Here is a 25,172-nt window from a genome sequence, read left to right as displayed (position 1 = left end):
CGTCCAGCATACCCCTCGGATAAGCTTCGACCCAATTTCAAAGGGGGAAGAAAGGATGCGCATGACGACGAATGGCCGGGACCTGATTTGCCTTTTCGCCCTGACCCTTGTGCTCGCCGGCTGCCAGTCGCCGCCCAAAGACCGGCCGCTGACCTCCGAAGTGCCGGAGCCGCCGAGCTTTGCGCCGCCGCCCGAGACCTGCATGGCCACCGCTGTGCGCTTCGGGCTGGGGCTTCGCGCCACGCCGCAATTGCTGGAGGAGATGCGCCAGCGCGCCGGCGCCCGGCAGGGCCGCACCGTGCTGTCGACCGACGCACCGGACCCGGCACAGGATGCGACGCGGCTCAATGTGCAGGTCGAACCCAGCGGCCGCATCGTCGGCGCGTATTGCGGTTAGCCCGCACGGCTACACGGTTAGGCCATATTCAATGCACAAGTGTTGTGCGTAAACCGCGCCTGTAACAAATCCACGTTGCAAAACGCAGAAAGCCCTGAATTGGGAGAACAATAGTCCGCGACTTTCCGGAGCCACTTTTCTTTGTCGACCAAGCAACCTCTCACCTCACTTCCGTCGCACTACGACGGTTCGGCACGCCTCCCGCCGGATGAGGTGTTGCGCCCGCTGATGGCCGACTGGGCCCGAGGGGGCAAGCGCCTGGCGGCCGTGTGCTACCTGGACATCGACCACTTTCGCGACCTCAACGACCGCCTGGGCATGGTTGCCGGCAATGCCGCGCTCGAAGAGGTGGGCCGGCGCATCCAGGCCCAGTTGCCGCGCGAAAGCGTGATGGCCCGTGTCGGCGGCGACGAATTCGCGGCCGTGTTCGCCGGCCTGGGCACCTCGCAATGCGCGCAGGTGCTCGAAAGCATCCAGACCGCGCTGTCCGCGCCGTGGACCTGGCGCGACCAGGTCATCAGCCTCGATGCCAGCATCGGCGCGATGCTGCTCGACAGCAACGGCCCGCCGCCCGAGACCGCATTGCGCCAGGCGCAGCACGCGGCCTTCTTCGCCAAGCGTGCTTCCGACGGCAAGGTCCATTACTTCGATGCACCGCAGGCCCGCGCCGACGAGCAGGTGGTGCGCGAGCGCCAGCGCATCCAAGAAGGGCTGGTGCGTGACGAGTTCTTCCTGGTCTACCAGCCCAAGGTCGACATGCAGCGCGGTGTGGTGGTCGGCGTCGAGGCGCTGATCCGCTGGCAGCACCCCGAGCGCGGCCTGCTGCCGCCCGTGCAGTTCGTGCCGCTGATCGAAGACGACGTGCTGGTCGAGCAGATCGGCGATTGGGCCATCGGCACGGCGCTCTGGCAGGCGCACCAGTGGCGGCTGGCGGGCCTGCAGATTTCGGTCAGCGTGAACGTTGCGCCGCGCCACATGATGCGGTGGGACTTCGTCGACCGGCTGGCACGGCACCTGTCCCAGTTTCCGAACCTGGGCGCCGGCATGCTGGAGCTTGAAATCCTGGAGACCACGGCCATCAGCCAGTTCGCCAACGTGGCGCTTTTCGTGGAGGCCTGCAAGGCGCTCGGCGTGGGCGTGACCATCGACGACTTCGGCACCGGCTATTCGTCGCTGACCTATCTGCGGCAACTGCCGGTGTCGGCGGTGAAGATCGACCAGTCCTTCGTGCGCGGCATGCTCGACAACGCACAGGACCGCGCGATCGTGCAGGGCATCCTGGCGCTGTTGCAGGCGCTCGGGCTCACGGCCGTGGCCGAGGGCGTTGAAACGCTGGGGCAGGGCGAGGCGCTGCTCGCCCTGGGCTGCACGCTGGCGCAGGGCTACGGCATCGCGATGCCGATGGCCGCCAAGGACGTGCTCAAGTGGGTGGCCGAATTCGAGAAGGCGCCCTTGTGGGGCCGCGACGCGGCAGCCGGCGTGGCGCTCCCGCCACCGCCTGCTGCCTGAACATTCGAGCCTTTGAGCCTTCCTGCGAAGGCCGCGCCGCCTACAACAGCGGCGTGTAGGGCGACACCATCGGGCTCAACGAAGTCCCGCTGCCCACGCCATAGCCCGGCACGCCGAGGCTGTTGGAGCCACCGAACACATAGCGCAGGTACAGGCTGCCCGTGAACTGGCGGTAGTTCTGCGCGTTGTTCAGCGCCAGCGCACCGCCCAGGAACATGCGGGGTGCCATCTGGTATTCGATCACCGCGCCGAAGTTGTACGACAGGCCGGTCTTCGACATCTTCGGGTACATGTTGTTGTACACGCCGCTGCTGAAGCCCAGTTGCGCTGCCAGGTTCGCCGCCGCCGACGCGCCGCCATTGCGCGACGGGTCGGTGGGGAAGTAGGGCGACGATTTCTGGGTGAACGACTGCACGCCCAGCGACGCGTTCACGCGCCAGGCCAGCCGGTCGGCGCGGCCGGTCCAGTCGACCGGGAAGGCGATGCTCACGAAGCTCTGCGGGCTGAAGTAGCCGCCTTGCCCGAAGGTGTAGTAGCTCAGGTTCTTCTCGTAGCCCATGAGCCCGAGGTTCATGCCGAGCGTCAGCTTGGAGCCGGGGCTGTTGATCAGGTGCAGGTAGGCGCCGCCGCCGGTTTCCAGGCGCGAGTTGCTGGCCACGTTCTTGCCGGTGAGCCCGTGCGCCGACAGGTAGCTGTACACGCCGTAGGTGCCGTCGTCGTAGCCGATGTCGCCGCGCACGCCGGTGGCGACCACGCCGCCCCAGCGGTCGTCGGTGCGCGCGTCCTTCGCGCCGGCGAACGACAGCACGCTGTCGGTCACCGAGCGGCGGGAGATGTCGGCCTTGTAGTTCCACGAGTCGCCGAAACTGCCCTTGAACGTGACGTTGCCGACCACGTTGGTGGTGGGAAAGCCCAACGGCGTGGTGCCGATGCCGGCCTCGAAGTTCTTGCCTTCGTAGCCCACGTTCAGCCCGACGCCGGAGGCGTTCTGCTGGCCGGGTTCCTTGTTGATCAACAGCGACTGGGCCACGGCCTCGGGGCCGCCGCCAAAACGGCTCTGGGCCGAGTAGTTCAGGGCCGGCGAGCCGGCGTCGAGCACCGTGGGCGTGACGCCCACGACGATCTTGCCTTCACCGGCCGGAAAGCGCGCCTGGATCGGCAACTGGAAGTCGCTGAGCCGGCTCAGGCCGGCCTCGCCCGCGCGGTTGCGGTAGACGGTGCCTGCGGTCAGGCTGATCGCGCGTTGCGATTCCAGCTCCTGCAGTTCCGACACCAGCGGATTGGCCGGCGCACTGCGTGGCGGCGTGTTCCAGCTCGGCTCCGCGCCGGGGCGCGGCAGCGGCGTGTTGGCCTGCGCATAAGCCGCATTGGCTTGCGGATAGCCCGGTGGCGGATAGCCGGCAGGCTGCGCCTGCGGGATGTAGACCGGCTGTGCGCCGGCCACGGGATACGGCTGCATCGACGGCGCCATGTAGGCCGCAGCCTGCGGCGCGTTGTTGTTGCTGTTGTTGCGTGCCGTGCGCGACGCATTGGCGGCCGTCGCCTTGCGGCCCTTGGCGTTCGATCCAGCGACCGGCGCGTTCGAGGCCCAGGGCAAGGCGCCTGGCGGATAGCCGTTCGGCGCGGCAGCCACCGGGTACGCCGGATAAGCTGGATTCGCGGGATACGCCTGGTTCACCGGATAGGCCGCAGGCGGGTACGCGGGGGCCGCCGGATAAGCCACCGGCTGCATGCGCGCCTGCGCAAAGGGGTTGCCGTTGGCCGGCGGGTAGCCTGCGGGAACGGCTGCACTGGCCGCGCCGCCCGTCATGCCGGCGAAGGGGTTGGCATTGGGCATCTGCGACGGCACGCCACCCGGCGCGAAACCGCCGCCCGTGGCCACCTGCCGGTCGGCTTCGACGGCGGCGCGCAGGTACTGCTCGGCCTTGCGGCTGTCGCCCGCATTGCGGTAGACACGGCCCGCGGCGGCGAGCACACGCGACTGGTCGGGCGCCTGCTTCAGCGCGGCCATCACGTAGTTCTCGGCCTCGCTGTGTTCGCGCTGTGCGCTGGCGCTGGCGGCTGCGGCCAGCAAGGTGTCCAGGTCGGTCGGGCTGCGCTGCAGGATGCGCTGGTAGAGCGCCAGCGCCTGGGCTTCGTCGCGGGCGGCCGAATACAGGCGTGCCAGCGCGGCCATCGCCTGCGGATCGTTCGGCCGCTCGGCCAGCACCGGCGCCATCGCGTTGTAGGCGGCTTCGAGGTTGCCGGCTTCGCGCAGCGCGTCGGTCTGGCGCAGCGCGAAGGCAATGCGCAGGCTGTCGAAATCATTGCGCTGGCTGGCCGTCATGTTGACGCCGGCAAGCTGTCGCAGCACGGCCGACAGCTCGATGTCCTGCTTGGTCTTGAGCAGCACCGATGCGTACAGCAGCCGGTCGCCGATGCCCGGGTTGGGCGTGCGCGCGAGCAACTGGCGGCTCATGGCCAAGGCGCGCGGTGCATCGCCGATCTCGGCATAGGCGCCTGCCAGTTGGCCCCACAGTTCGGCCGGCATGTCGGTGCTGAGCGACGACTCGGCCTGCGCCAGCACGCCGCGTGCGGCATCGACCTGGCCTTGCCGCGCCAGCGCCAGCGCGCGTGCGGCCTGCGACTGCGCCCACAGGCGGCGTTGCAGCGCGGCCATGTCGCGCGTGCGCGATGCGGCGGGAATGCGTTCGAGGTACTGGATGCCGCTGGCCGCGTCGCCGGTCTCGGAGGCGAGCAGGGCGCTGGCGTACAGCGCATCGGGCATGTCGGGCTGCGACATCAGCAGCCCTTCCATCACGCCGCGCGCCTCGGACACCATGCCCTGCTTGCGGTAGATGTTGGCGAGGTCCAGGCGCACCCACGGGCTGTCGGGTGCCGCGAGCATCGCGTCTTCGAGCGTGCGTTGCGCGCCGGCTGCGTCGCCGGCATCGGCCTGCTGACGGGCGCGGTTGCGCGCCTGCTCGACCTGCATGTTGCGCAGGCCGCCGAGTTGCGCGGCCTGCTCGGGCGTGAGCCGCTTGGCAAGTTCGGAGGCTTCGTCCGCGCGGCCGGTCTGGCCGTACACCGAGATCAGCCCGCGCAGCGCCTGCGCGTTCGACGGCTTGCCCTCGAGCACGCGCTTGTAGCCCTGCTCGGCCTGCGCATAGTCGCCGGCGGCGGCGCGCAGGTCGGCCAGCGCGATCTGGCCCACAGGCTCGCGCCCGTCGATGCGCACGGCGCGCTCATACAGCGACTGCGCGTTGCGCAGGTCGTTCCGGCTTTGCGCGGCCCGCGCCTGCCCGACCAGCACCCAGTAGTTGGCGCTTTGCAGCGCCGAATTCCATTTGCTGCCGCCGCCGCGCACGGCGCGCTCCAGCAGCTCCTGTGCTTCGCCGAAGCGCTCCTGGCGCAGCCGCACGAGGCCCAGGCCGCCCAGCGCCTCGGTGTCGTCGGCCTTGGTGCGCAGGGCCGCCTGGAAGCGCTGCTCGGCGGTGGCCGAGTCGCCACGGTCCAGCGCCTTGAAGCCTTCGCCGGTCGGCACGTCGGGCCCCGAGGCTGCGGCGGTCTTGCCGGTGGTGAGTGTTTCCAGCCGCGCGGCCACGGCGGTGTCCGCGCCGTTGGTGGCCAAAAAGTCCTGGTACAGCGGAATGTCGGGCGCGCGCGCATCAAGCCAGATCAGCGCCTGGCGCCATGCGGCCCGCGCGGCAGTCGCCACGGCGGGCTGCTTCGACAGGTCGACCAGCTCGCGGATGCCCGCGCGGCGCGTGGGTTCGCTGTAGGTCTTCTGCTGTGCCAATGCCAGGCGGTAGCCGGTGTTGTCCGGCCGGTCTTTCACCAGTTGTTCGAGACCCTTGCGGCCTTCGTCCGCGCCTTGCGGCGTGCTGGCGAGCACCTGGTAGTACTCCAGCGCCAGCGCTTCGGGTGGCGGCTTGTTGTCGAACTGGGCCCGGTACAGCTCGACCGCTTCGGCCGCGCGGCCGGCGCGTGCCGCCGCCCGTGCGCGCTGCAGGGTGCTGCCCTGGCCGGGTTGCTGCGCCTGTTGTTGCAGGCGGGCCAGACGGCTGTCGTTGGGGTGGGCGGTTCGCAGCCGCGCCACCCAGCTTCGCGCGGGCTCGGCATTGCCGCGCGACAGCTCGACCTGCGCCATGCCGTACATCGCGTCGGCCGATTGCGGATCGACGCGCAGCAGCTTCTTCCAGCTTTCTTCAGCCAGGTCGGCGCGCCCTTGCGCCTGCCAGTAGTTGCCTTGCTCGACCAGCGCGGCGCTGGCATCGGCCTGCGCATGCACCTGTCCGCTGGTGCACAGCGCGGCGAGCATGCCCAGGCAGGCGATCCATTGCTGGGAATGAGAGGCGCGGGGCAAAGAGACGGAAGAGGGACGCTTCGGCTTCAAGCCGGTCGATTGGGACGGCATAGCGTTCTCCATGAGGTTTGCAACTGGCCGTTGCGACCGAATTCATAGCGGCCGTCGAGCCATGCCTGGCCGAAGACCAACAGGCACTGTTCGTAGTAGGGCAAGGGCGCGGGTGCGGGCGTTGCCGGGGGTGTCGGGGTGTTGTTGGCGCCGCCGCCGGGCACGCGTGCCACTTGCGTGGCCAGCGCATCGGTGTCGCCCAGCGCCTTCAGGTACGGCAACATCGCGCCCGAAAAACCGACCGGCCCCATGCCGCGCACCGCGCCGCTGGCGGTGTCGACCGATTCGGGCACCGGCTGGCGGTCGGCCAGCAACTGGCGCGGGCCGCGCAGGGCCAGCAGCAGCATCTTGCGGGCCGGGTCCTTGTCGGACAGCATGCCCGCCCAGAGGTAGACGCGGATCGCGTCATAGCTGCCCGTGTTGCCCTTGAGCGGATCGGCCACGAAGGCGCGCGCGTCCTGCGACCAGGCGCACCAGTCGGGCGCAAAGCCGCGCGGCGTGACGGCGCCGAACATGCGCAGCGTGTTGTCGGTCACCTCCTGCCAGGGCCCGGTCGGGTCGGCCTGCTGGAAGTAGCGCAGCAACTGCAGTGGCATATAGCTCGGGTTGAGCCGCCACAGCGGCGCGGTCGCCACCGACTTGGGCCAGGGCAGCAGCATGCGGCCCAGGCCGGGCAGCGCGACCACTTCGTCGCGCACCACCAGCGCGAGCACGCTGCGCCCGAGCGTGCGGTAGCGTGCGTCGTTCCACAGGCGGCCGGCTTCCATCAATGCATAGGCGATCCACAGGTCGGCGTCCGACGCGGCGTTGGGGTCGAGCACGCCCCAGCCGCCTTCGGGCTTGCGGCCCCATTGCCAGGCCGGCAGTTGCTTGGCCAGGCTGCCGCCCGAGAGGTTGGCTTCGGTCCAGGCCAGCACGCGCGCGAAGATATCGCGGTCGTTGTGGACCAGCGCGAAGAACAGGCCGTAGGACTGCCCCTCGGAGGTGGACTGCTGCTGCGGCGTGTTGAAGTCGATCACCCGGCCGTCGGGCTGGATGTGGCGCGCCGCAAAGGCCGTCCAGTCGGTCGCCGGATGGCACTTGGGCGGCGCTGCCGCAACCGTGGCCGCCGCGGCCAGCGCCGACGGCGAGGCCGATGCGGCGCCCGCCAGCCGGGGCATCGCGAAGGCCAGTCCGGTGGCCGCCAGCAAGGCGCGCCGGCCTGCCAGCAGGTCGGTGGGAGATGAAGTCGAAGAGCGTCGCATGGGCAGGTTATTTGACCGACAGGCGGCGGCGCGCCCGCAGCTGGAGGCCCGCATACGAGATGGCCGCGCCCAGCAGGGCCAGCACCACGATCAGCCCGGCCAGCATCAGCGGGCTGCGCGACAGGTTCCATTGCAGCCAGGCCATCGGCGGCAGGCGGCCGACGTAGTAGGTGTCGCCGCCCAGCACGCTGTTGACCTGCGTGTCGCGCACGATGGTCATGCTGCCCTGCACGCGCTTGAGCAGGTCGGGCGTCATCAGCGCATTGAGCAGCGCTTCCTTCGAGGCCGGGTTGGTGATGGCGGCCACCACGCTGCGGCCGCTGCGCAGCGGCGACTCGAAGCCGGCCAGCGCGGCATCCTGCCCGTCGCTGCTCACCGCGATCTGCATCGAGCCGGGCAGGTCTTCGCGCTTGCGCGCGCCGATCACGAAGTCGATGGCGTTGTCGATCCAGCTGTTGAGCTTGATCTCGGGCGAGGTGCCGTTGCGCTTGAGCGGCATCTTGTCGGCCCACTGGGTGAACAGCGGCTGGTTCTGCAGGTTGCCGATCACCAGCAGGTCCTTGTCGGCCCATTGCGCCACTTCGGCCGAGCGGCCGACCTTCACGCGCAGCGCGGGGTAGCCGGTGGCGTGGCCGATCTGGCCCAGCAGGCCCAGGTAGGTTTCGGTGTCGGTGCCGTCGGCCTGGTCCGGCAGGATGACCGCGGTTTCAGACAGGTCGGCCATGCGCGAGAACGGAAAGCCGCCGTTGGCATAGGCGGCCAGCTCGGGCATCGCGATGAAGTGCGGAAAGCCCGACAGGTCGATCTTCGAGGTCGGATCGATCGAGCCGCGCACGTTGTCCAGTTGCGGAATGCAGCGCCCGCCGAAGGGCTCGAAGTAGTAGTGCAGCCGCAACTGGCTGCGCGGGCCCATGGCCAGCGGCGGCAGGATGATTTCCTTGCGCTCGACCAGCGTGCCGTCGGGCATCAGCTTCACGGCCAGCGGGTTCCACCACTTGTCGCCGGCCGGGTTGGCGGCGCGCAGCGGCAGGGCACCGACGAAGTTGTCGTTGACGTTGACGTTCAGCGTCGACTGGTCGGGCCGCACGCGCGGCGTGTAGCGGTATTGCAGGTCCAGAGGAAAGCCACGGCTGCGCCAGGTAAAGAGGTCGGGCGGCAACTGCAGGTTGACGCGCACCACGTCGGGGTTGTAGCCCGACACCGACAGGTCGGTGGCCGTCGTCAGCTCGCCGAGCTGCAGCGGGCGGTCACTCGGCACCCAGCGCGGCGCGTCGTAGGGCTTGCGCACCGGCGGCTCCTGGAAGGCCGTGACCGAGGCCAGCGCGCCGGCCAGGGCCTTGCTGTTCAGCGCCAGCGCGGCGGCGGCGGTGCGCAGCTCGTCGGGGGTACGGCCCATCACCAGCAGCAGCTTGCCGGCGGGGTCTTGCGGGTTGTCGACCACGGCCAGCGACGGCCCCTGGATGGCCGGCAACTGCAGGTTGGGAATGCTCGATTCGGGCGTGGCGAACACCACCGCATGGCCCGTCGGCAGCTCGCCGCGCGAGACCGGGAAGGTGGCGCCGCGGTAGTCCGCGAGCGCGCCGAACCACGACGACACCACGCCGGCCGCTTCGAGCACCGGCGCCGTCTCGGGGCTGCCGAAGACGAAGGGAATGCGCGCGCGGCGCACGTCGCGGCGGTCGAAGAACGGCTGCGGCAGCGCCGCCAGGTCGTTCGTCAGCTTGAGTGGCGACACCGCCAGCTTCAGCGTGCTGGAGGCGTCGATGCGCGCCCACAGGCTGGTGTGCATCGGGTCTTCGCAGTCGCGCGTGTAGTGGCCGATCAGCTCGATGTTGATGCGGTTGAACTCGGTGATCAGGCGCCGGTCGATCGGAATGTCCACGCTTTGCGGCTTGCCCGCTTCAGCATGCGGCACCGGCAGGGTGGCGACCAGCACGTCGTTGACCGTGATCTTCAGGTGCGACAGCTCGGGAATCAGCGAAGGCGAGTAGGCGTAGTTCAGCTTGAGCGAAGCGGCCGTGACCAGTTCGTCGGCCCGCACGTTGAACGGAATGCCGACCGTGCCGCTGATGCCGCGCAGTTGCACCGCGTAGTCGATGCCCAGTTGCGTGAGGTTGAGTTCGCGCACCACGCCGGCGGCCGGGGCTTGCGCGGCCGGTGCAGTGGAGGCGGCTGCCGCCGCTGCAGGCAACGCCGGACTCGCCGGCGGTCGCGACTGCGCCGATGCGCCGCCGGCGGCCAGCGCGATCGCCAGCACGGCGGCGGTCGCAGGTGACAACCCGCAAGGAAAAGGCGTGGCGCGACGATGCGCGGACAGGGAGATCGTCACGTGGATTCCTTCGCTTTGGCGGGGCGCAGCCTGGAGGTCGCTGCGCGGTAGTAATGGCTGAACATGTCGCGGAACCCGGTGCCGCTGATGCTGATGATGTGGCCGAGCACGCGGTGGATCGGCACGCGCGGGTGGTTGCCCCAGCGGGCGGCCCAGATGTCGGCGCGCGCGGTCGTGCACTGCACCAGCGCGCGTTCCTGCGCGAAGCTCATCGGCGCGAAGCTCAGGCCGATGCGCCGGCCGTTGCTGAAGCGCACGTTGGCGGCAAAGCGCGATTCGGTGTCGTTGCGGTACAGCGCCACCTCGACCGGTTCTTCCGGCTGCAGCGCCATGTCCGAGGGCAGTTCCACGCCCAGGCCGCCGCTGGAAAAGTCGAAGGTGTTGCAACGCAGCGAGCGGCCGTCGGCAAAGTACAGCGTGGCCGGCACTTCGAGCGCCACGCGGTGCGAGCCGCGCAACTGGCGCGACTCGTTGGCCGCCGCCACGCAGGCGCCCAGGATCATCAGGTTGTAGATGGTCCACGCCAGGTTCAGCCACACGGTGGCGATGTTCTGCGGGTCCACCCAGGTCAGGCGCCAGATGCCCAGGCACACGCCCAGGAAGTTGAGCGCCAGCAGCACCAGGCTGGCCTTGGCGATGGTGCTGTCGAAATACTCTTCCTGGATCAGCCCGCCCTTGGCCGTCACGTTGAAGCTGCCCAGCTTGGGGTTGATCAGCGCCACCAGCGTGGGTCGGAAGATGTACCAGGCCAGCACCGCCTCGTACACCTCGTTCCACAGCAGGTAGCGAAAGCGCCCCTGGATGCGGCTGTTGGTCAGGTTGGCATGCAGGATGTGCGGCAGCGCGAAGGCGAAGATCATCGAGGCCGAGGCGTGGATCACGCTCGCGCCGAAGTACAGGTAGGCCAGCGGCGCCGTCAGGTAGATCAGGCGCGGCAGGCCGTACAGGAAGTGCAGCATCGCGTTGACGTAGCACAGGCGCTGCGCCCAATGCAGGCCGCGCCCGAACAGCGGGTTGTCGATGCGAAAGATCTGCGCCATGCCGCGCGCCCAGCGGATGCGCTGGCCCACGTGGCCCGACAGGCTTTCGGTGGCCAGGCCGGCCGCCTGCGGCAGTGCGAGGTAGGCGGTGTTGTAGCCGCGGCGGTGCATTTTCAGCGCGGTGTGGGCGTCTTCGGTCACGGTCTCGACCGCGATGCCGCCGACTTCTTCCACGATGGTCCGGCGCAGCACCGCGCAGGAGCCGCAGAAGAAGGTGGCGTTCCACAGGTCGTTGCCGTCCTGGATCAGGCCGTAGAACAGTTCGCCTTCATTGGGCACGGTGCCGAAGGTGTCGAGGTTGCGCTCGAACGGGTCGGCCGAGAAGAAATAGTGGGGCAGCTGCACCATGCCCAGCTTGGCGTCGCGCCCGAACCAGCCCATGGCGATCTGCATGAACGAGCGGGTGGGAATGTGGTCGCAGTCGAAGATGGCGACGAACTCGCCGGTGGTGTTCTTCAGCGCGGCGTTGATGTTGCCGGCCTTGGCGTGGCGGTTGTTGTCGCGCGTGACGTGGGCCACGCCGATCTCTTCGCAGAACACGCGGAATTCTTCGCGCCGGCCGTCGTCGAGCACGAAGATCTTGATCTTGTCGCGCGGCCAGTCGATCGACTGCGCCGCCAGCACGGTGGAGCGCACCACCGACAGCGCCTCGTTGTAGGTCGGAATGAAAAGGTCGATGGTCGGCCACTCGGCCGGGTCTTCGGGCAGCGGCACCGGCTTGCGCTCCAGCGGCCATGCGGTCTGCACGTAGCCCAGCAGCAGCACGACGAAGGCGTACAGCTCGGCCATCAGCAAGCCGACGCCCAGCACCAGGTCGACCGCGTTGTCCATGACCATGGTCTCGGTCACGCGCCAGTAGGTGTAGCGCGAAGACACCACGACCGACAGGAAGATCAGCACCAGGCTCGCGAAGCGCCCGCGTACGCGGTTGGTGAGCAGCGCAATGACGAAGATGCCGACCGACAGCACGAGCTGTTGCTCGAAGGTCATCGGCGTGATGATGATGGCCGGCAGGATCGCCAGCGCCAGGATCCAGCCGATGAAGCGCACCGGCGCCAGCCGCAGGAAGGCCGGCGCAGGGCGCGGCGGCGCGGGCTGCGCGGCGGGCTGTTGCTGCTGCTGGCCGGAGGGAGCGCTGTTCATCGTGTGAATTCCAAGGACCGCGGTGAAGATGGCGCCTGGCCCGCTGCCGCGATGCGGCCGAGCAGCCGCTCTGCACAGGAAGAAAAATCTTGCGTGGCCTGGCTCATCGGCGCATAGCGCTGCACCGGCTCGGCCGAGGCCAGCGCTTCGGGCACGGCCTGGTCCAGGTGCAGCACGCCGAGCAGGTCCGAGCGCAGCCGGGTGCGCAGCATCTCGAAGACGTCATGGTTCAGCCGCTTGCCGGGGTCGACCTGGTTGACCACGTAGCCGGTGCCGAGGTAGTCGGCGCGCGGGCGGCAGTACTTGTCGACCATGCGCTCGATGATCGGCAGCGTCGCGAACGAGCCGGCATCGGACAGCACCGAGACCACGCTGAAATGCGCCGCGCGCAAGACCTGCTGCAGGTAGACGGACGGGCCAGGCGGTGTGTCCAGCAGCACCAGCGTGTCCGGCGGCAGCGCAAAGCGCGCCAGCGTGTCGCCGAGCCAGCCGGGGTACTGGGCCAACTGCTGCTCGAAGGCGACCTGGCGCTCATCGTCGACGGTGCCAAAGGGCAGCAGGATCACGCCGCCGTGCGCGGGCTGCATCGCGCGCGCCCAGGGCATCAGGCCGGTGGCGGCCTCGACCAGCCCGGCTTCGCAGGTGGCCGGATCGTTGGCCAGGTGAAAGCGCAGGGCATTCTGCGGATCGAGGTCGATCGCCAGCACTTGCCGGCCACGGCGTGCCAGTTCGGCGCACAGGTTGGCGGTGATCGTTGTCTTGCCGACACCGCCTTTGGATGAAACGATGGGAACGACAACCATCGTCACGTCGGCCTTCGCCATCGCGACATGGGGCCCGGCGCGGCGGCGGGTGGCTGCGGCGCGGCCAGCCGAGCGAACAGTTGTTCGAGCGGGGTGGGCGCGTGGTGGCTGGTGCCTGCTGCGGGTAGCGGGGCCGGTTGCACGAAGGCGGGGGCCGGTGTTGGCGCTGGTGCGAACACGGGTGCCGGAGCGGGCGGGGGCAGGGCGCTGGCCAGCGGCGCCGGTGGGCGCAGCACGGGCTCGACCCTGGCCGGCGGCACGGCGGCAGCGGGCTGCGCGGGGGCCGCGACCGGTGCCGGCGCGGCAACGGGCGCACGCACGATCTTCTCGCCCGACAACAGCGGCCACGCCTTCGGCGCTTCGCCCTCGGCTTCCGGCGGCGCGAATTCCTTGTACCCGTGGGCGTCGCCGCCGAACTTGCGGAACAGGCCCGCGATGTCTTCCGGGGTGTCGTCGTCCTGCGTCATGGCAGCGCTTTCGACAGGCGCAGCTCGATGTGGGAGCCCGCATGCGCATCGGGCTGCAGCGCCTGCACCCGCAGGCTCGAAGGCATGTTCTGCGCATCGAACCAGGCCTGGTAGACGCCTTCGAAGAAGCCGACGCTCCAGTTCGTGGCCTCGGGCCCGAAGGCCGTGGCGATCGGGCTGCATGCGTGGGTGATGAAGACGCTGTCCGCGTCTTCGGTCAAGGTGCTGAAGCCCCAGTCGATGCCGTCCCAGCGCGCATTGAACTGCGCCTGGAGATCGCCGAGCGTGTCGCACGGCGCAACCGGCAGGGCATGCGCAAGACGCTGGCCGATGCGAAAGAAAAGCTGCCGCAGGTCTTCAGGCGGCAATCCTGTACCCAATTCGGTAGCCATGCCCCGATTGAATTCCAGCCATTGCGCGCTGCACGCTTTCCTCTCGTAGTACTCGATAAACGTCGCGGCTTTGTCCATGTCGACGCATTTTGTGGGATCAATTAACGGTTGACAACATATGTGAACTTTTCGATGACGCATCGCGCTCGAACTGTCTGAATTCGGGGACGGGTTCGCTCGGAAGACCCGCGCGCGAGCATCGGATCGCATGCGCGCCGATGCTGCGGATACGACGCGCGGCGCGCGCCGGATTCAGCAGGGCTGCAAGAAATCGGTGGTGCTCAGTCTTCGATGCTGTCCGGCGAGCCGGGTGCACCTGGCGCAGCAGGTACGACAGGTGCCGCAGGTGCGACCGGCGCGCGCGGCACGCGGCCCACGCGCACCACGCCACGGCCCGCGGCCTTGGCCGCATAGCACGCGGCGTCGGCCGCATCGACCCAGGCATCGACGGTGTCGATCCCCGGTGTCAGGCAGGCCACGCCGATGCTGGCGCCGATGTGCAGGCTGCCCGACAGCCAGGGCAGCGCAATCGCCGAGATCGAGGCCACGATGTCCTCGGCCACGCCGACCGCCGCCTCGTGGTCGCACTGCTCCAGCAGCAGCGCGAATTCATCGCCGCCGATGCGCGCGGCCAGGTCGCCCGAGCGCACGCGCGACATGATGGCCGCCGCCGCCGCGCGCAGCATCGCGTCGCCCGACAGATGGCCGGCGGTGTCGTTGACCGCCTTGAAGTGATCCAGGTCGATGAACACCAGCGCAGCGGGCAGCGAATCTGGTCGGGCGTCGATCAGCCGCTGCGCCTGCTGGTCGAAGCGCTGGCGGTTGGCCAGCCCGGTCAGGCCGTCATGGGCGGCCGACCATTCGAGCGCGCGGCGGGCGCTGCGCTGCTCCTCGATGTTCACGAGCGTCCAGATCGAGCCGAAATCCGTGTGCCCCGGATCGACCGGCCGGGTGCGCAGCCGGGCCCAGAAGCGTGTGGCGTCGCCGCGCTGCATGCGGCATTCGCCCACATAGGAATTGCTGGTCGCGAAAGCCTCTTTTTCCAGCGCGGCAAGGTCGGGCTGGTCGTTCTCCGGCGGCACCACGATCAGGTCGACCGGCTGGCCCAGCAGGTCGTCGGCCGAGTAGGCCAGCATGCGGCACAGCTCGTCGCTCACCAGCTCGAAGCGCCGGTCGCGCACAAAGGCCAGGCCGATGGGCGCCGCGCGCATCACCGAGCGCAGCTTGCTCATCATTTCGCCGTTGAGCCGCTCCAGCCCGGCGCGCTGGATGCCCACCTGGCGCAGCACCTTGCCCAGGTTGCCGATCTCGCCCTCGGCGACGGGCCAGCCGTCTTCGGCCTTGATGCCGACGTCGAACATGTGCCGCGCGCGCCGCTCCAGCAGCGTCAGCGGCTGCAGCAGCCACCACAGGGTCAGGAAGAGGCCGGCGGAGAGCACGGCGACAAGGCTGCCGGCCCACATCATGGCCTGCTCGCGCGCGGCCTTGACGGGTGCCAGCACCTCGGCTTCGGAGCGCTCGCGCCACACGATCCAGTCGGGCCCCGGCACGCCGGCGACGCTGACGATCTCGCGCGCCTGCGGCAGCAGCAGGCCTTGCGGCTCGACCGGGCTGCCGCTGGCCTGCCACGCCTTGAAGGCCTGTGCCAGCCGCGGCTCGTCGGAAATCGAATGCAGCAGCTTCTTGCGGTCCGGATGGGCCAGCACCCGACCTTCGGTGTCGGTGACGATGATGAGCGCGCTGGCGTCGCCGGCCTGCGTGGCGACCAGCCCGTCGAGCAGGTCGCGGCTGGACAGCCGCAAGGTGCCGCCCAGCACCGCATAGATGCCCCCGGCGTTGCGCACCGGCTGTGTGAAGGCAATGATGGGCTCGCCGGTCAGCGAGCCGCGCAGCGCGGCCGACACCATGGGCCGGCCTTCGGCCAGCGTGAGGCCGAAGTAGCGGCGGTCGGCGATGTTCAGCGTGGGCCACGACAGGCCTTTTGCGTCGACCATGACGCGCACCTGCCCGTCCGGCGTCGCCACGTAGATGTTGGCGAAGAAGTTGCGCATCACCGGCTTGCTCTGCATGAACTCCTTGAGCGCGGCGGGGTTCTGCAGCGTGGGCTCGTCGAGCATCGACGTCACGGATTCGAGCACGCGCTGCAACTGCAGCACGTTGTGGCCCAGCAGCGCCGCGGTGCGCACCGACTCGCTCAGTTCGCGCTGGCGCTGCGATTCAAGAAGATCGTGCTCGGTGCGGCCCACGAGGATGGTCGTGATCAGGCCGATGCCGAGCACCAGCGCCATGATCCCGCCCATCGTGATCCGAGCCTTGAGCGAACCCAGGGCGCTTTCGAGACGTGCCAGCCGGTCGGTTTTCATTCAGACGGAAGACATTTCCCTGCTGGCCGCGCGGCGATGGCGCTTGACTTCGTACATCGCGTCGTCCGCCTGCCGCAAGGCTTCTTCGGCGGAAACGGTGCGCGGATCGACCGCCACCACGCCGACGCTGGCGCCTTCGTAGCGAACGGTCGCCCGGTGCAGCCGGAGTTCGCTGACCGTGCTGGCCGCCACGCGCGCCTCGAACGCCTGTGCCGCATCGGCCGGCGCTTCGCCCAGCGCGGGGCCGGGGCCGATCACCACGAACTCGTCGCCGCCGAAGCGCGCGAGCATGTCGCTGGCGCGCAGCGAGGTCGACAGGCGCGCGGCCATGGCCGCCAGGAATTCGTCGCCCGTGTCGTGGCCGTGTGCGTCATTGATCTTCTTGAAGTCGTCCAGGTCGATGAAGCCGACCAGCACGCAATGGCCGTCCCGCGCGGCCTGCGCGAGCATGCGGCGCAGCGCGTCGATGAGCGAGCGGCGGTTGGCCAGGCCGGTCAGCGAATCGGTCGACGCGAAGGCAGCCAGCTCGGTGTTGGCCTTCTTGAGCTTGAGGAACAGCAGTTCGCGCTCGACCTGCTGGCCGATCAGCCGCGCGAAAAGCTGAAGCACCGATGCCGCGCGCGAGGGCAGCGGACGCTTGACCGCGCTGGCGGCGCACAGCGTGCCGTAGAGGCCGCCGCTGTCGGTCTTCACGGGCGTGCTCACATAGGTCTGGATGCCGAGCTGCTGCGCCGCGTCGGAGTCGCCCCAGCAGTTCGCAACGTCGTCGGTGTAGGTGCGGCCCTCTTCGAGCGCGCGCTTGCACAGCGTGTCGGCCCAGGGCACCGACAGGCCTTCGGGAATGGTCAGCTGCCTGACGTTGCGTGCAAACAGAATGCGCTGCAAGCCCTTGTCCAAGTCGATGGTCGTGAGGTAGGTCGACTCCAGGCCGGTGACCACTTCGAGCATTTCCAGCATCGGGCGCGCGAGGTCTTCCAGCGTCTTTGCGGAGGAAACAGAGTCGGAAAGCTGTTCGATCAAAGAGTCCATGCCCGACATTCTGATGGCGATGGTCAGCCGCGCCGGCTTTATGTGTGCGATGGGCCCTATGACCTGTGGCGCGACTCGGGAATCGGTGGCTCAGGACGCCAGGGCGTCCATCAGCTCGGTTTCGATCGCGAGCTGTGTTTTCTGGCCTTGCAGCTCCGGGCCGCTGATGAGAAAGCTGTCTTCCACGCGCTCGCCCAGCGTCGTGACCTTGGCGAGCTGCAGGTTCAGGTGATGCCGCGCGAGCACGCGGGCCACCGAATACAGCAGGCCGGCGCGGTCGCTGGCCGAGATGCTGAGCACCCAGCGCTGAGCCTTGTCGTCGGGCACGAGGCTGATGCGCGGCTTGATCGGAAAGCTGCGCACCCGGCGCGACACCCGGCCCATGCTGGGCGCGGGCAGCGGGCCGGCTTCGGTGAGCGTGTGGCCCAGGCCCGACTCGACCATGCTGATCAGGTCGCGGTAGTGGTCGGGCAGGAAGGTCGTGACGACCTGGAAGGTATCGAGCGCGTAGCCGTTGCTCGTGGTGTGCACCTTGGCATCGAGGATGCTGAAGGAGGACTGGTCGAAATAGCCGCAGATGCGCGCGAACAGGTCGGGCTGGTCGGGCGTGTAGACCACCACCTGCAGGCCTTCGCCCACCGGCGACAGGTGCGCGCGCACGATCGGCGGCGCCTTCGGGTCGATGGGCACGTTCTTGGGCGGCACGAAGCGCGAGAGCTGCTTGGCGTGCCAGGCGATCTCGGTGGCGTCGTGGCGCATGAAGTAGCCGACATCGAGCGTGTCCCACAGGGCCTTGTGCGCCTCGAAGCGCTGGGCGTGCAGGGCGAGCAGCACCAGCGCCTCGCGCTTGCGCGACTCGACCTCGGCGTCCGGGTCGGGCATGCGGCCGCCGAGCGCGCGCAGGGTGAAGCGGTACAGGTCTTCGAGCAGCTTGCCTTTCCAGGCATTCCACACGCGCGGCGAGGTGCCGCGGATGTCGGCGATGGTCAGCAGATAGAGGGCGGTGAGGTAGCGCTCGTTGCCCACGCGCTTGGCGAAGGCGCCGATCACCTCGGGGTCGCTCAGGTCCTGCTTTTGCGCGACCTGGCTCATCACCAGGTGCTCGGCGACCAGGAATTCGATGAGCCTGGAGTCTTCGCGCGCAATGCCGTGCTGCTTGCAAAAGCGCTGCACGTCGCGCGCGCCGAGCGTCGAGTGGTCGCCGCCGCGGCCCTTGGCGATGTCGTGGAAGAGGGCCGCGACGTAAAGAATCCACGGCTTGTCCCAGCCGGCCGCGAGCTGCGAGCAGAACGGGTATTCGTGCGCATGCTCGGCAATGAAGAAGCGCCGCACATTGCGCAGCACCATCAGGATGTGCTGGTCGACCGTGTACACATGGAACAGGTCGTGCTGCATCTGGCCCACGATGCTGCGGAACACGCGCAGGTAGCGCCCCAGCACCGAGGTCTGGTTCATCAGCCGGAAGGCATGCGTGATGCCGTAGGGCTGCATCAGGATGCGCATGAAGGTCTGGTGATTGACCGGGTCGTTGCGGAACTTGCTGTCCATCACGTGGCGCGCGTTGTACAGCGCGCGCAGCGTGCGCGCCGACAGGCCCTTCACGCCGATGGTCTTCTGATACAGCAGGAAGGTCTCGAGCACCGCATGCGGCTCGCGCTCGTACAGGTCGTCGCTGGCAATCTCGATCAGGCCGGCGCGCTCGTAGAAGCGCTCGTTGATCGGCGTGTGCTGCTCGTCGATGGGCTGGAGCCGCTCGGAAATATTGAGCAGCAGGATCTGGTTGAGCTGCGACACCGCCTTGGCCGCCCAGTAGTAGCGCCGCATCAGCGCCTCGCTGGACTTGCGCTGCGATTCGCTTTCGTAGCCGAAGCTGGCGGCCACGGCGGTCTGCAGGTCGAACACGAGGCGGTCTTCGCGCCGGTTGGCAATCACGTGCAGGCGGGCGCGGATCAGCGAGAGCAGGGCTTCGTTGCGCTTGATCTGCTGGGCCTCGAAGGAAGTGGCCAGGCCGTTCTTGGCGAGGTCGTCCCAGCGGCTGCCGAAGCCGGCCGCCTTGGTCATCCACAGGATGGTCTGCAGGTCGCGCAGGCCGCCTGGCGATTCCTTGCAGTTGGGTTCGAGCGCGTAGGGCGTGTTGTCGAACTTCTGGTGGCGGTGCCGCATTTCCTGCGACTTGGCGACGAAGAAGGCCTGCGGATCGATGGCGCGGGTGAAGCGGCGGCGAAAGGCGGTAAAGAGCTTCTTGTTGCCGGCGATCAGCCGGGCTTCGAGCAGCGAGGTCTGGACGGTGACGTCTTTTTCGGCCTCGGCCAGGCACTCTTCGACCGTGCGCACGCTGGAGCCGATTTCCAGGCCCGCGTCCCAGCAATGGCCGATGAAGGCTTCGATGCGGGCCGGGTCGATCTCGCTCTCGTGGCCTTCGGGCGGCAGCAGCAGCAGCACGTCGACGTCGGAATACGGAAACAGCTCGCCGCGGCCGAAGCCGCCCACGGCCGCCAGCGTCAGCGAATCGCCGAAATCGGCTTCTTCCCAGAGCGTGCAGAGCGTCTGGTCGGCCAGCGCCGAGAGCTGGCGCAGCACGGTGTGCACGCTGCGGGTGGGCGCGCGCGCAAAGCGCAGGGTGTCGAAGAGGGCGAGCTTCTTCGCGCGATAGGCTTCGCGCAGCGTCGCCACGTCGATATTGGCTGCTTCGATCACGGCGGGGGCGCGCGTTGCCGCGTCAGGTCTTGGTGGCGGTGACGAAGGAGGGCAGCGGCGGGCTGCCTTCGGACAGCGTCAGCACTTCGTAGCCGGTTTCGGTGACCAGCACCGTGTGCTCCCACTGGGCCGACAGCGAATGGTCGCGCGTGACGATGGTCCAGCCGTCGTACTGGCCGCCCTTGAAGTCTTCCTTCACGTCGCGCTTGCCGGCGTTGATCATCGGCTCGATGGTGAAGATCATGCCGGGCTTGAGTTCTTCCATGGTGCCGGGGCGGCCGTAGTGCAGCACCTGCGGTTCTTCATGAAAACGCTGGCCCACGCCGTGGCCGCAGAACTCGCGCACCACCGAGAAGCCCTGGCCCTCGGCGAATTTCTGGATCGCATGGCCCACGTCGCCCAGGTGGCCGCCGGGGCGCACCTGCAGGATGCCGTGCCACATGGCCTCGAAGGTGAGGGAGCACAGGCGCTTGGCTGCGATGGACGCGTCGCCGATCACGAACATGCGGCTGTTGTCGCCGAACCAGCCGTCCTTGATGACGGTGACGTCGATGTTCATGATGTCGCCCTTTTTCAAAGGCTTGTCATTGGGGATGCCGTGGCACACCACGTGGTTGACCGAGGTGCACAGCGACTTCGGAAACGGCACGCTGCTGGCGCCCAGGTAGCCCACCGTGGCCGAGGTGGTGCCCTGCTTGACCATGTATTCCGCGGCCAGCCGGTCGATGTCGTTGGTCGTGATGCCGGGCTTGATGAAGGGCGTGAGGTAGTCCAGCACCTCGGACCCGAGGCGGCAGGCGACGCGCATGGCGGCGATGCCTGCTGCGTCTTTGTAGGTAATGCTCATCCCGGAATTATCCCATTCACAAAGGCTAAAATTCCGGGTTAACGCGGATGACCCCAGTCAGCGGCCATCCGCCTCGATTCCTGATTTCTCAACGCGGCCTCCAGGCCCCCATCGACCGTGACGCAGCCCGCACCTCAAGCCCTTCCTGTCGTAACCATGTTCGAGGGCGGCAGCGCACTCAGCGACTTCCGCGCACGGCAACTGCTGCCGAAACTGCAGGCCATCGAGCCGCGCATCGAGGGCATTTCGGCCCGTTTCGTGCACCTCGTGGTCACCGATGCGTCGCTGGCCGAAGCCGACCGTGACCGCTTCGCCGCACTTCTGACCTACGGCGAGCCCTTCGAGGCGCCGGCCAAGGCGGTCACCTCGGTGGTCGTCACGCCCCGGCTCGGCACGGTGTCGCCCTGGGCCTCCAAGGCCACCGACATTGCCCACAACTGCGGCCTGGCGCTGCGCCGGGTCGAGCGCGTCACGCAATACCACCTGAAGCTCAAGGCACCGCTGATCGGCAAGGCGCCGGTTCTCGAAGGCGACGCGCTGGCCGCCGCGGCCGGCCCGCTGCACGACCGCATGACCGAATCGGTGCTGGCCACCGTCGAACAGGCGGCCAGCCTGTTCAGCGAGCTGCCGGCCCAGCCGATGGCGCAGGTCGACGTGCAGACCGGCGGTCGTGCCGCACTGGTGGCGGCCAACACCGGCTTCGGCCTGGCGCTGGCCGAGGACGAAATCGACTACCTGGTCGAAGCCTTCACCCGCCTGGGCCGCAACCCGAGCGACGTCGAACTGATGATGTTCGCGCAGGCCAACAGCGAACACTGCCGCCACAAGATCTTCAACGCCGACTTCACCATCGACGGCAAGGCGCAGCCCCAAAGCCTGTTCTCGATGATCCGCCACACCGAGAAGCAGAACCCGCAGCACACGGTGATCGCCTATGCGGACAACGCCTCGGTGATGGAGGGCAGCAACATCGAGCGCTTCGTGGCACGCGCGGCCGGATCGGGCGAGCAGGGCTATCAAAAAGAGAGCGCGCTGAGCCACGTGCTCATGAAGGTCGAGACGCACAACCACCCGACGGCGATTTCGCCGTTCCCCGGCGCCTCGACCGGCGCCGGCGGCGAAATCCGTGACGAAGGCGCCACCGGCCGTGGCTCCAGGCCCAAGGCCGGCCTGACCGGTTTCACGGTGTCCAAGCTGTGGCCGGAAGACGGCCACTACGGCAAGCCCGAGCACATCGCCAGCCCGCTGCAGATCATGACCGAGGGCCCGCTGGGCGGCGCCGCGTTCAACAACGAATTCGGCCGGCCCAACCTGCTGGGCTACTTCCGCGAGTACGAGCAGACCATCGCGAGCGACCTCGACACGGTGCAGCGCGGCTACCACAAGCCCATCATGATCGCGGGTGGCCTCGGCAGCATCGACGCGACCCAGACCAAGAAGATCCAGTTCCCGGCCGGCTCGCTGCTGATCCAGCTCGGCGGCCCCGGCATGCGCATCGGCATGGGCGGCAGCGCCGCCAGCTCGATGGCGACCGGCGCCAACGCGGCCGAACTCGACTTCGACTCGGTGCAGCGCGGCAACCCCGAAATCGAACGCCGTGCGCAAGAGGTCATCAACCACTGCTGGCAGCAGGGCGCGGCCAACCCGATCCTGGCAATCCACGACGTCGGCGCGGGCGGCCTGAGCAACGCCTTCCCCGAACTGACGAACGACGCCGGCCGTGGCGCGCGCTTCGACCTGCGCGCCGTGCCGCTCGAAGAGTCGGGCATGGCGCCCAAGGAAATCTGGTGCAACGAAAGCCAGGAGCGCTACGTGCTGGCCATCGCGCCGGAGTCGCTAGAACAATTCAAGGCCTTCTGCGAGCGCGAGCGCTGCCCGTTCTCCGTGGTCGGCGTGGCGACCGAAGCGCGCCAACTGCTGGTGGCCGACGAAGGCGCTGCCGTGCAGCCCGTCGACATGCCGATGGACGTGCTGCTCGGCAAGCCGCCCAAGATGCACCGCGATGTGAAGACCGTCGCGCGCAGCTTCAAGCCGCTCGACCTCACGGGCGTGGACCTGCAGAAGGCCGCCATCGAGGTGCTCGCGCACCCGACCGTGGCTTCCAAGCGCTTCCTCATCACCATCGGCGACCGCACCGTGGGCGGCATGAGCCACCGCGACCAGATGGTCGGCCCGTGGCAGGTGCCCGTGGCCGATTGCGCCGTGACGCTGGCCGACTACAAGGGTTTCGCCGGCGAGGCGATGAGCATGGGCGAGCGCACGCCGCTGGCCGCGCTCGACGCGCCGGCCTCCGGCCGCATGGCCGTGGCCGAGGCCATCACCAACCTGCTGGCCGCGCCGATCGAGCTCTCGCGCGTCAAGCTGTCGGCCAACTGGATGGCCGCCTGCGGCGAACCCGGCGAAGACGCCGCGCTGTATGAAACCGTCAAGGCCGTGGGCCTGGAGCTGTGCCCGGCGCTGGGCGTGTCGATTCCGGTCGGCAAGGATTCGCTGTCGATGCGCACGCAGTGGAAGGACGACGGGCAAGCCAAGAAGGTCACCTCGCCCGTGAGCCTGATCGTCACCGCCTTCGCCACGCTGGCCGATGTGCGCGGCACGCTCACGCCGCAGCTCGATGCGCAAGAAGCCGACACTACGCTCGTGCTGATCGATCTGGGCCGTGGCCAGCACCGCATGGCCGGCAGCATCCTGTCGCAGACGCTGGGCCAGAGCGGCGACGCCGTGCCCGACCTCGACGACCCCGCGCAACTGGTCGCGCTGGTGAACGCCGTGAACGCGCTGCGCGCCGACGGCAAGATCCTCGCGATGCACGACCGCAGCGACGGCGGCCTGTTCGCCACCGCCTGCGAAATGGCCTTCGCCGGCCACGTCGGCGTGGCGCTCAACGTCGACATGCTGGTCACCGAAGGCGACGGCATTTCCGACAGCCGCATGGAAACCGGCGACGCCAAGAACTGGGCGCAGCAGGTCAGCGGCCGGCGCGAAGAACTCACGCTCAAGGCGCTGTTCAACGAAGAACTCGGCATGGTGCTGCAGGTGCGCACGGCCGAGCGCAACGACGTCATGCAGGTGCTGCGCACCCATGGCCTCAGCGCCCACAGCCATTTCGTCGGCAAGACGCGGCCGGCCAGCTCGACCATGGACGCGGGCAAGGGCAAGCTCGAAGTCTGGCGCGATGCCAAGTCGGTGTTCAGCGCGAGCCTGCACGACCTGCATCAGGTCTGGGACTCGGTGAGCTGGAAGATCGCCCGCGAGCGCGACAACCCGGCCTGCGCCGATGCCGAGCACGCCGCAGCCGGTGAGCCTTCGGACCCGGGCATGCATGTGTTCCTGCCGAACGCGCAGCCGGCAGCCCCGGCCATCCTGCAGTCGCGCCCCAAGGTCGCGATCCTGCGCGAGCAGGGCGTCAACTCGCATGTCGAGATGGCCTACGCCTTCACCGAAGCCGGCTTCGAGGCCTACGACGTCCACATGACCGACCTGCAGACGGGCAGGGCGGACCTGGCCAACTTCAAGGGCGTGGTCGCCTGCGGTGGCTTCAGCTACGGCGACACGCTGGGCGCCGGCATCGGCTGGGCCCGCAGCATCACCTTCAACCCCAAGCTGGCCGAGCAGTTCAAGGCCTTCTTCGGCCGCGCCGACACCTTCGGCCTGGGCGTGTGCAACGGCTGCCAGATGTTTGCCGAACTGGCCGACATCATTCCGGGCGCCGAAGCCTGGCCGCGCTTCACCACCAACCAGAGCGAGCGCTTCGAAGCGCGCCTGTCGATGGTCGAAGTGCTCGAGTCGCCGAGCCTCTTTTTCGCGGGCATGGCCGGCAGCCGCCTGCCGATCGCGGTGGCGCACGGCGAGGGTTATGCCAACTTCAAGCACCGCGGCGACCCCGCCAAGGCCATCGCGGCCATGCGCTTCGTCGACAACCACGGCAAGCCGACCGAGCAGTACCCGTTCAACCCGAACGGCAGCGCGGGCGGCCTGACCTCGGTGACCACGCCGGACGGCCGCTTCACTGCCGTGATGCCGCACCCGGAACGCGTGTTCCGCAACATCCAGATGAGCTGGACGCCGGGCGAGCGCAGCGAACTGAGCCCCTGGATGCAGATCTGGCGCAACGCGCGCCGCTGGGTCGGCTGATCCATCCGGCCCGCTGCCGTGCTCGACCTCGACCATCCGAAGAGCCAGAGCACGCTGGCCGCGGCGCGCGTGGAAGACGAGATGCGCCGGCAGTTGTCGGCCTGGCTCAGCGACGACTCGGCCGGCGCGATGGCCCGGCACCAGATCCTGCAGAGCCTGCTGCCGAAGCTCGAAGCGATCAACGCATCGCACTTCGGCGCGTCGAAGAAGATCTACGCCACGCTCGATGCCATCGCGCGCGCGGCGCAGGGCGCCGATGCGGCGGCAGCCTGGCAGGCCTTCTCGAAGCTGGACGGGCCGGGCGACAACTTCGGCACCTGGGCCATCTGATTTCGCGGATGACGAGGCAATAAAAAAGCGACCCGAGGGTCGCTTTTCTTTT

General features: G+C 68.5%; 15 protein-coding genes. 4 read left to right on the top strand and 11 right to left on the bottom strand.

What is annotated here, in order from left to right; translation table 11 throughout:
* The first annotated feature begins 61 nt into the window (after positions 1-61).
* Together ACSFB7_RS00785 and ACSFB7_RS00780 are read left to right on the top strand one after the other, a co-directional pair.
* A complete protein-coding gene (locus ACSFB7_RS00785; protein WP_435466144.1) occupies positions 62-397 on the top strand; it encodes a hypothetical protein in 336 nt (111 codons plus the stop codon).
* A gap of 141 nt (positions 398-538) precedes the next feature.
* Positions 539-1,906, top strand: coding sequence for a putative bifunctional diguanylate cyclase/phosphodiesterase (locus ACSFB7_RS00780; protein ID WP_435466142.1), 1,368 nt, complete (start codon positions 539-541; stop codon positions 1,904-1,906).
* A 40-nt stretch (positions 1,907-1,946) separates the two neighbouring features.
* Here the strand turns inward: ACSFB7_RS00780 and ACSFB7_RS00775 are convergent, their stop codons facing one another.
* From ACSFB7_RS00775 to map, 11 genes are all read right to left on the bottom strand, one after another.
* On the bottom strand, positions 1,947-6,302 hold the full coding sequence (locus ACSFB7_RS00775; protein WP_435466140.1) for a cellulose biosynthesis protein BcsC: 4,356 nt from the start codon (positions 6,300-6,302) through the stop codon (positions 1,947-1,949).
* Positions 6,278-7,546, bottom strand: a complete 1,269-nt coding sequence (bcsZ, locus tag ACSFB7_RS00770; RefSeq protein ID WP_435466138.1) for a cellulose synthase complex periplasmic endoglucanase BcsZ — start codon at positions 7,544-7,546, stop codon at positions 6,278-6,280. Before bcsZ ends, ACSFB7_RS00775 begins: the two co-directional genes overlap by 25 nt.
* Positions 7,547-7,553: 7 nt before the next feature.
* Complete coding sequence (bcsB, locus tag ACSFB7_RS00765; RefSeq protein ID WP_435466137.1) at positions 7,554-9,875, bottom strand: cellulose biosynthesis cyclic di-GMP-binding regulatory protein BcsB; 2,322 nt, start codon at positions 9,873-9,875, stop codon at positions 7,554-7,556.
* On the bottom strand, positions 9,872-12,058 hold the full coding sequence (gene bcsA, locus ACSFB7_RS00760) for a UDP-forming cellulose synthase catalytic subunit (RefSeq protein ID WP_435466135.1): 2,187 nt from the start codon (positions 12,056-12,058) through the stop codon (positions 9,872-9,874). The genes bcsB and bcsA overlap by 4 nt, the downstream gene beginning before the upstream one ends.
* The gene (bcsQ, locus tag ACSFB7_RS00755; protein ID WP_435466133.1) at positions 12,055-12,861 is read right to left on the bottom strand and encodes a cellulose biosynthesis protein BcsQ; all 807 of its coding nucleotides are present in this window, start codon (positions 12,859-12,861) and stop codon (positions 12,055-12,057) included. Before bcsQ ends, bcsA begins: the two co-directional genes overlap by 4 nt.
* 2 nt (positions 12,862-12,863) lie before the next feature.
* The gene (gene bcsR, locus ACSFB7_RS00750) at positions 12,864-13,328 is read right to left on the bottom strand and encodes a BcsR/BcsP family cellulose biosynthesis protein (protein ID WP_435466131.1); all 465 of its coding nucleotides are present in this window, start codon (positions 13,326-13,328) and stop codon (positions 12,864-12,866) included.
* A complete protein-coding gene (gene bcsD, locus ACSFB7_RS00745) occupies positions 13,325-13,720 on the bottom strand; it encodes a cellulose biosynthesis protein BcsD (protein WP_435466129.1) in 396 nt (131 codons plus the stop codon). The genes bcsR and bcsD overlap by 4 nt, the downstream gene beginning before the upstream one ends.
* Before the next feature lie 281 nt (positions 13,721-14,001).
* On the bottom strand, positions 14,002-16,083 hold the full coding sequence (locus tag ACSFB7_RS00740) for a sensor domain-containing diguanylate cyclase (RefSeq protein ID WP_435466127.1): 2,082 nt from the start codon (positions 16,081-16,083) through the stop codon (positions 14,002-14,004).
* Entirely contained in the window at positions 16,084-17,112 is a 1,029-nt protein-coding gene (locus ACSFB7_RS00735; protein ID WP_435466125.1) for a sensor domain-containing diguanylate cyclase, read from the bottom strand.
* Positions 17,113-17,202: 90 nt separating this feature from the next.
* The gene (locus ACSFB7_RS00730; protein ID WP_435466123.1) at positions 17,203-19,809 is read right to left on the bottom strand and encodes a [protein-PII] uridylyltransferase; all 2,607 of its coding nucleotides are present in this window, start codon (positions 19,807-19,809) and stop codon (positions 17,203-17,205) included.
* Positions 19,810-19,831: 22 nt separating this feature from the next.
* Positions 19,832-20,656 carry a type I methionyl aminopeptidase gene (map, locus tag ACSFB7_RS00725; protein WP_435466121.1) on the bottom strand — a complete coding sequence of 275 codons (825 nt, stop codon included), beginning with the start codon at positions 20,654-20,656 and terminating at the stop codon, positions 19,832-19,834.
* Between the two features lie 156 nt (positions 20,657-20,812).
* On the opposite strand from map, the gene purL reads away from it, so the two are divergent.
* Positions 20,813-24,790, top strand: a complete 3,978-nt coding sequence (gene purL / locus ACSFB7_RS00720; RefSeq protein WP_435468036.1) for a phosphoribosylformylglycinamidine synthase — start codon at positions 20,813-20,815, stop codon at positions 24,788-24,790.
* An 18-nt stretch (positions 24,791-24,808) separates the two neighbouring features.
* Positions 24,809-25,120, top strand: a complete 312-nt coding sequence (locus ACSFB7_RS00715; protein WP_435466119.1) for a hypothetical protein — start codon at positions 24,809-24,811, stop codon at positions 25,118-25,120.
* Positions 25,121-25,172: the final 52 nt, after the last annotated feature.

This window comes from Variovorax raffinosi (assembly GCF_051216615.1).
Classification (GTDB): Bacteria; Pseudomonadota; Gammaproteobacteria; order Burkholderiales; family Burkholderiaceae_C; genus Variovorax.
The sequence above is the reverse complement of the archived record's forward strand: the minus strand, read 5'-3'. Positions and strand labels throughout refer to the sequence as shown.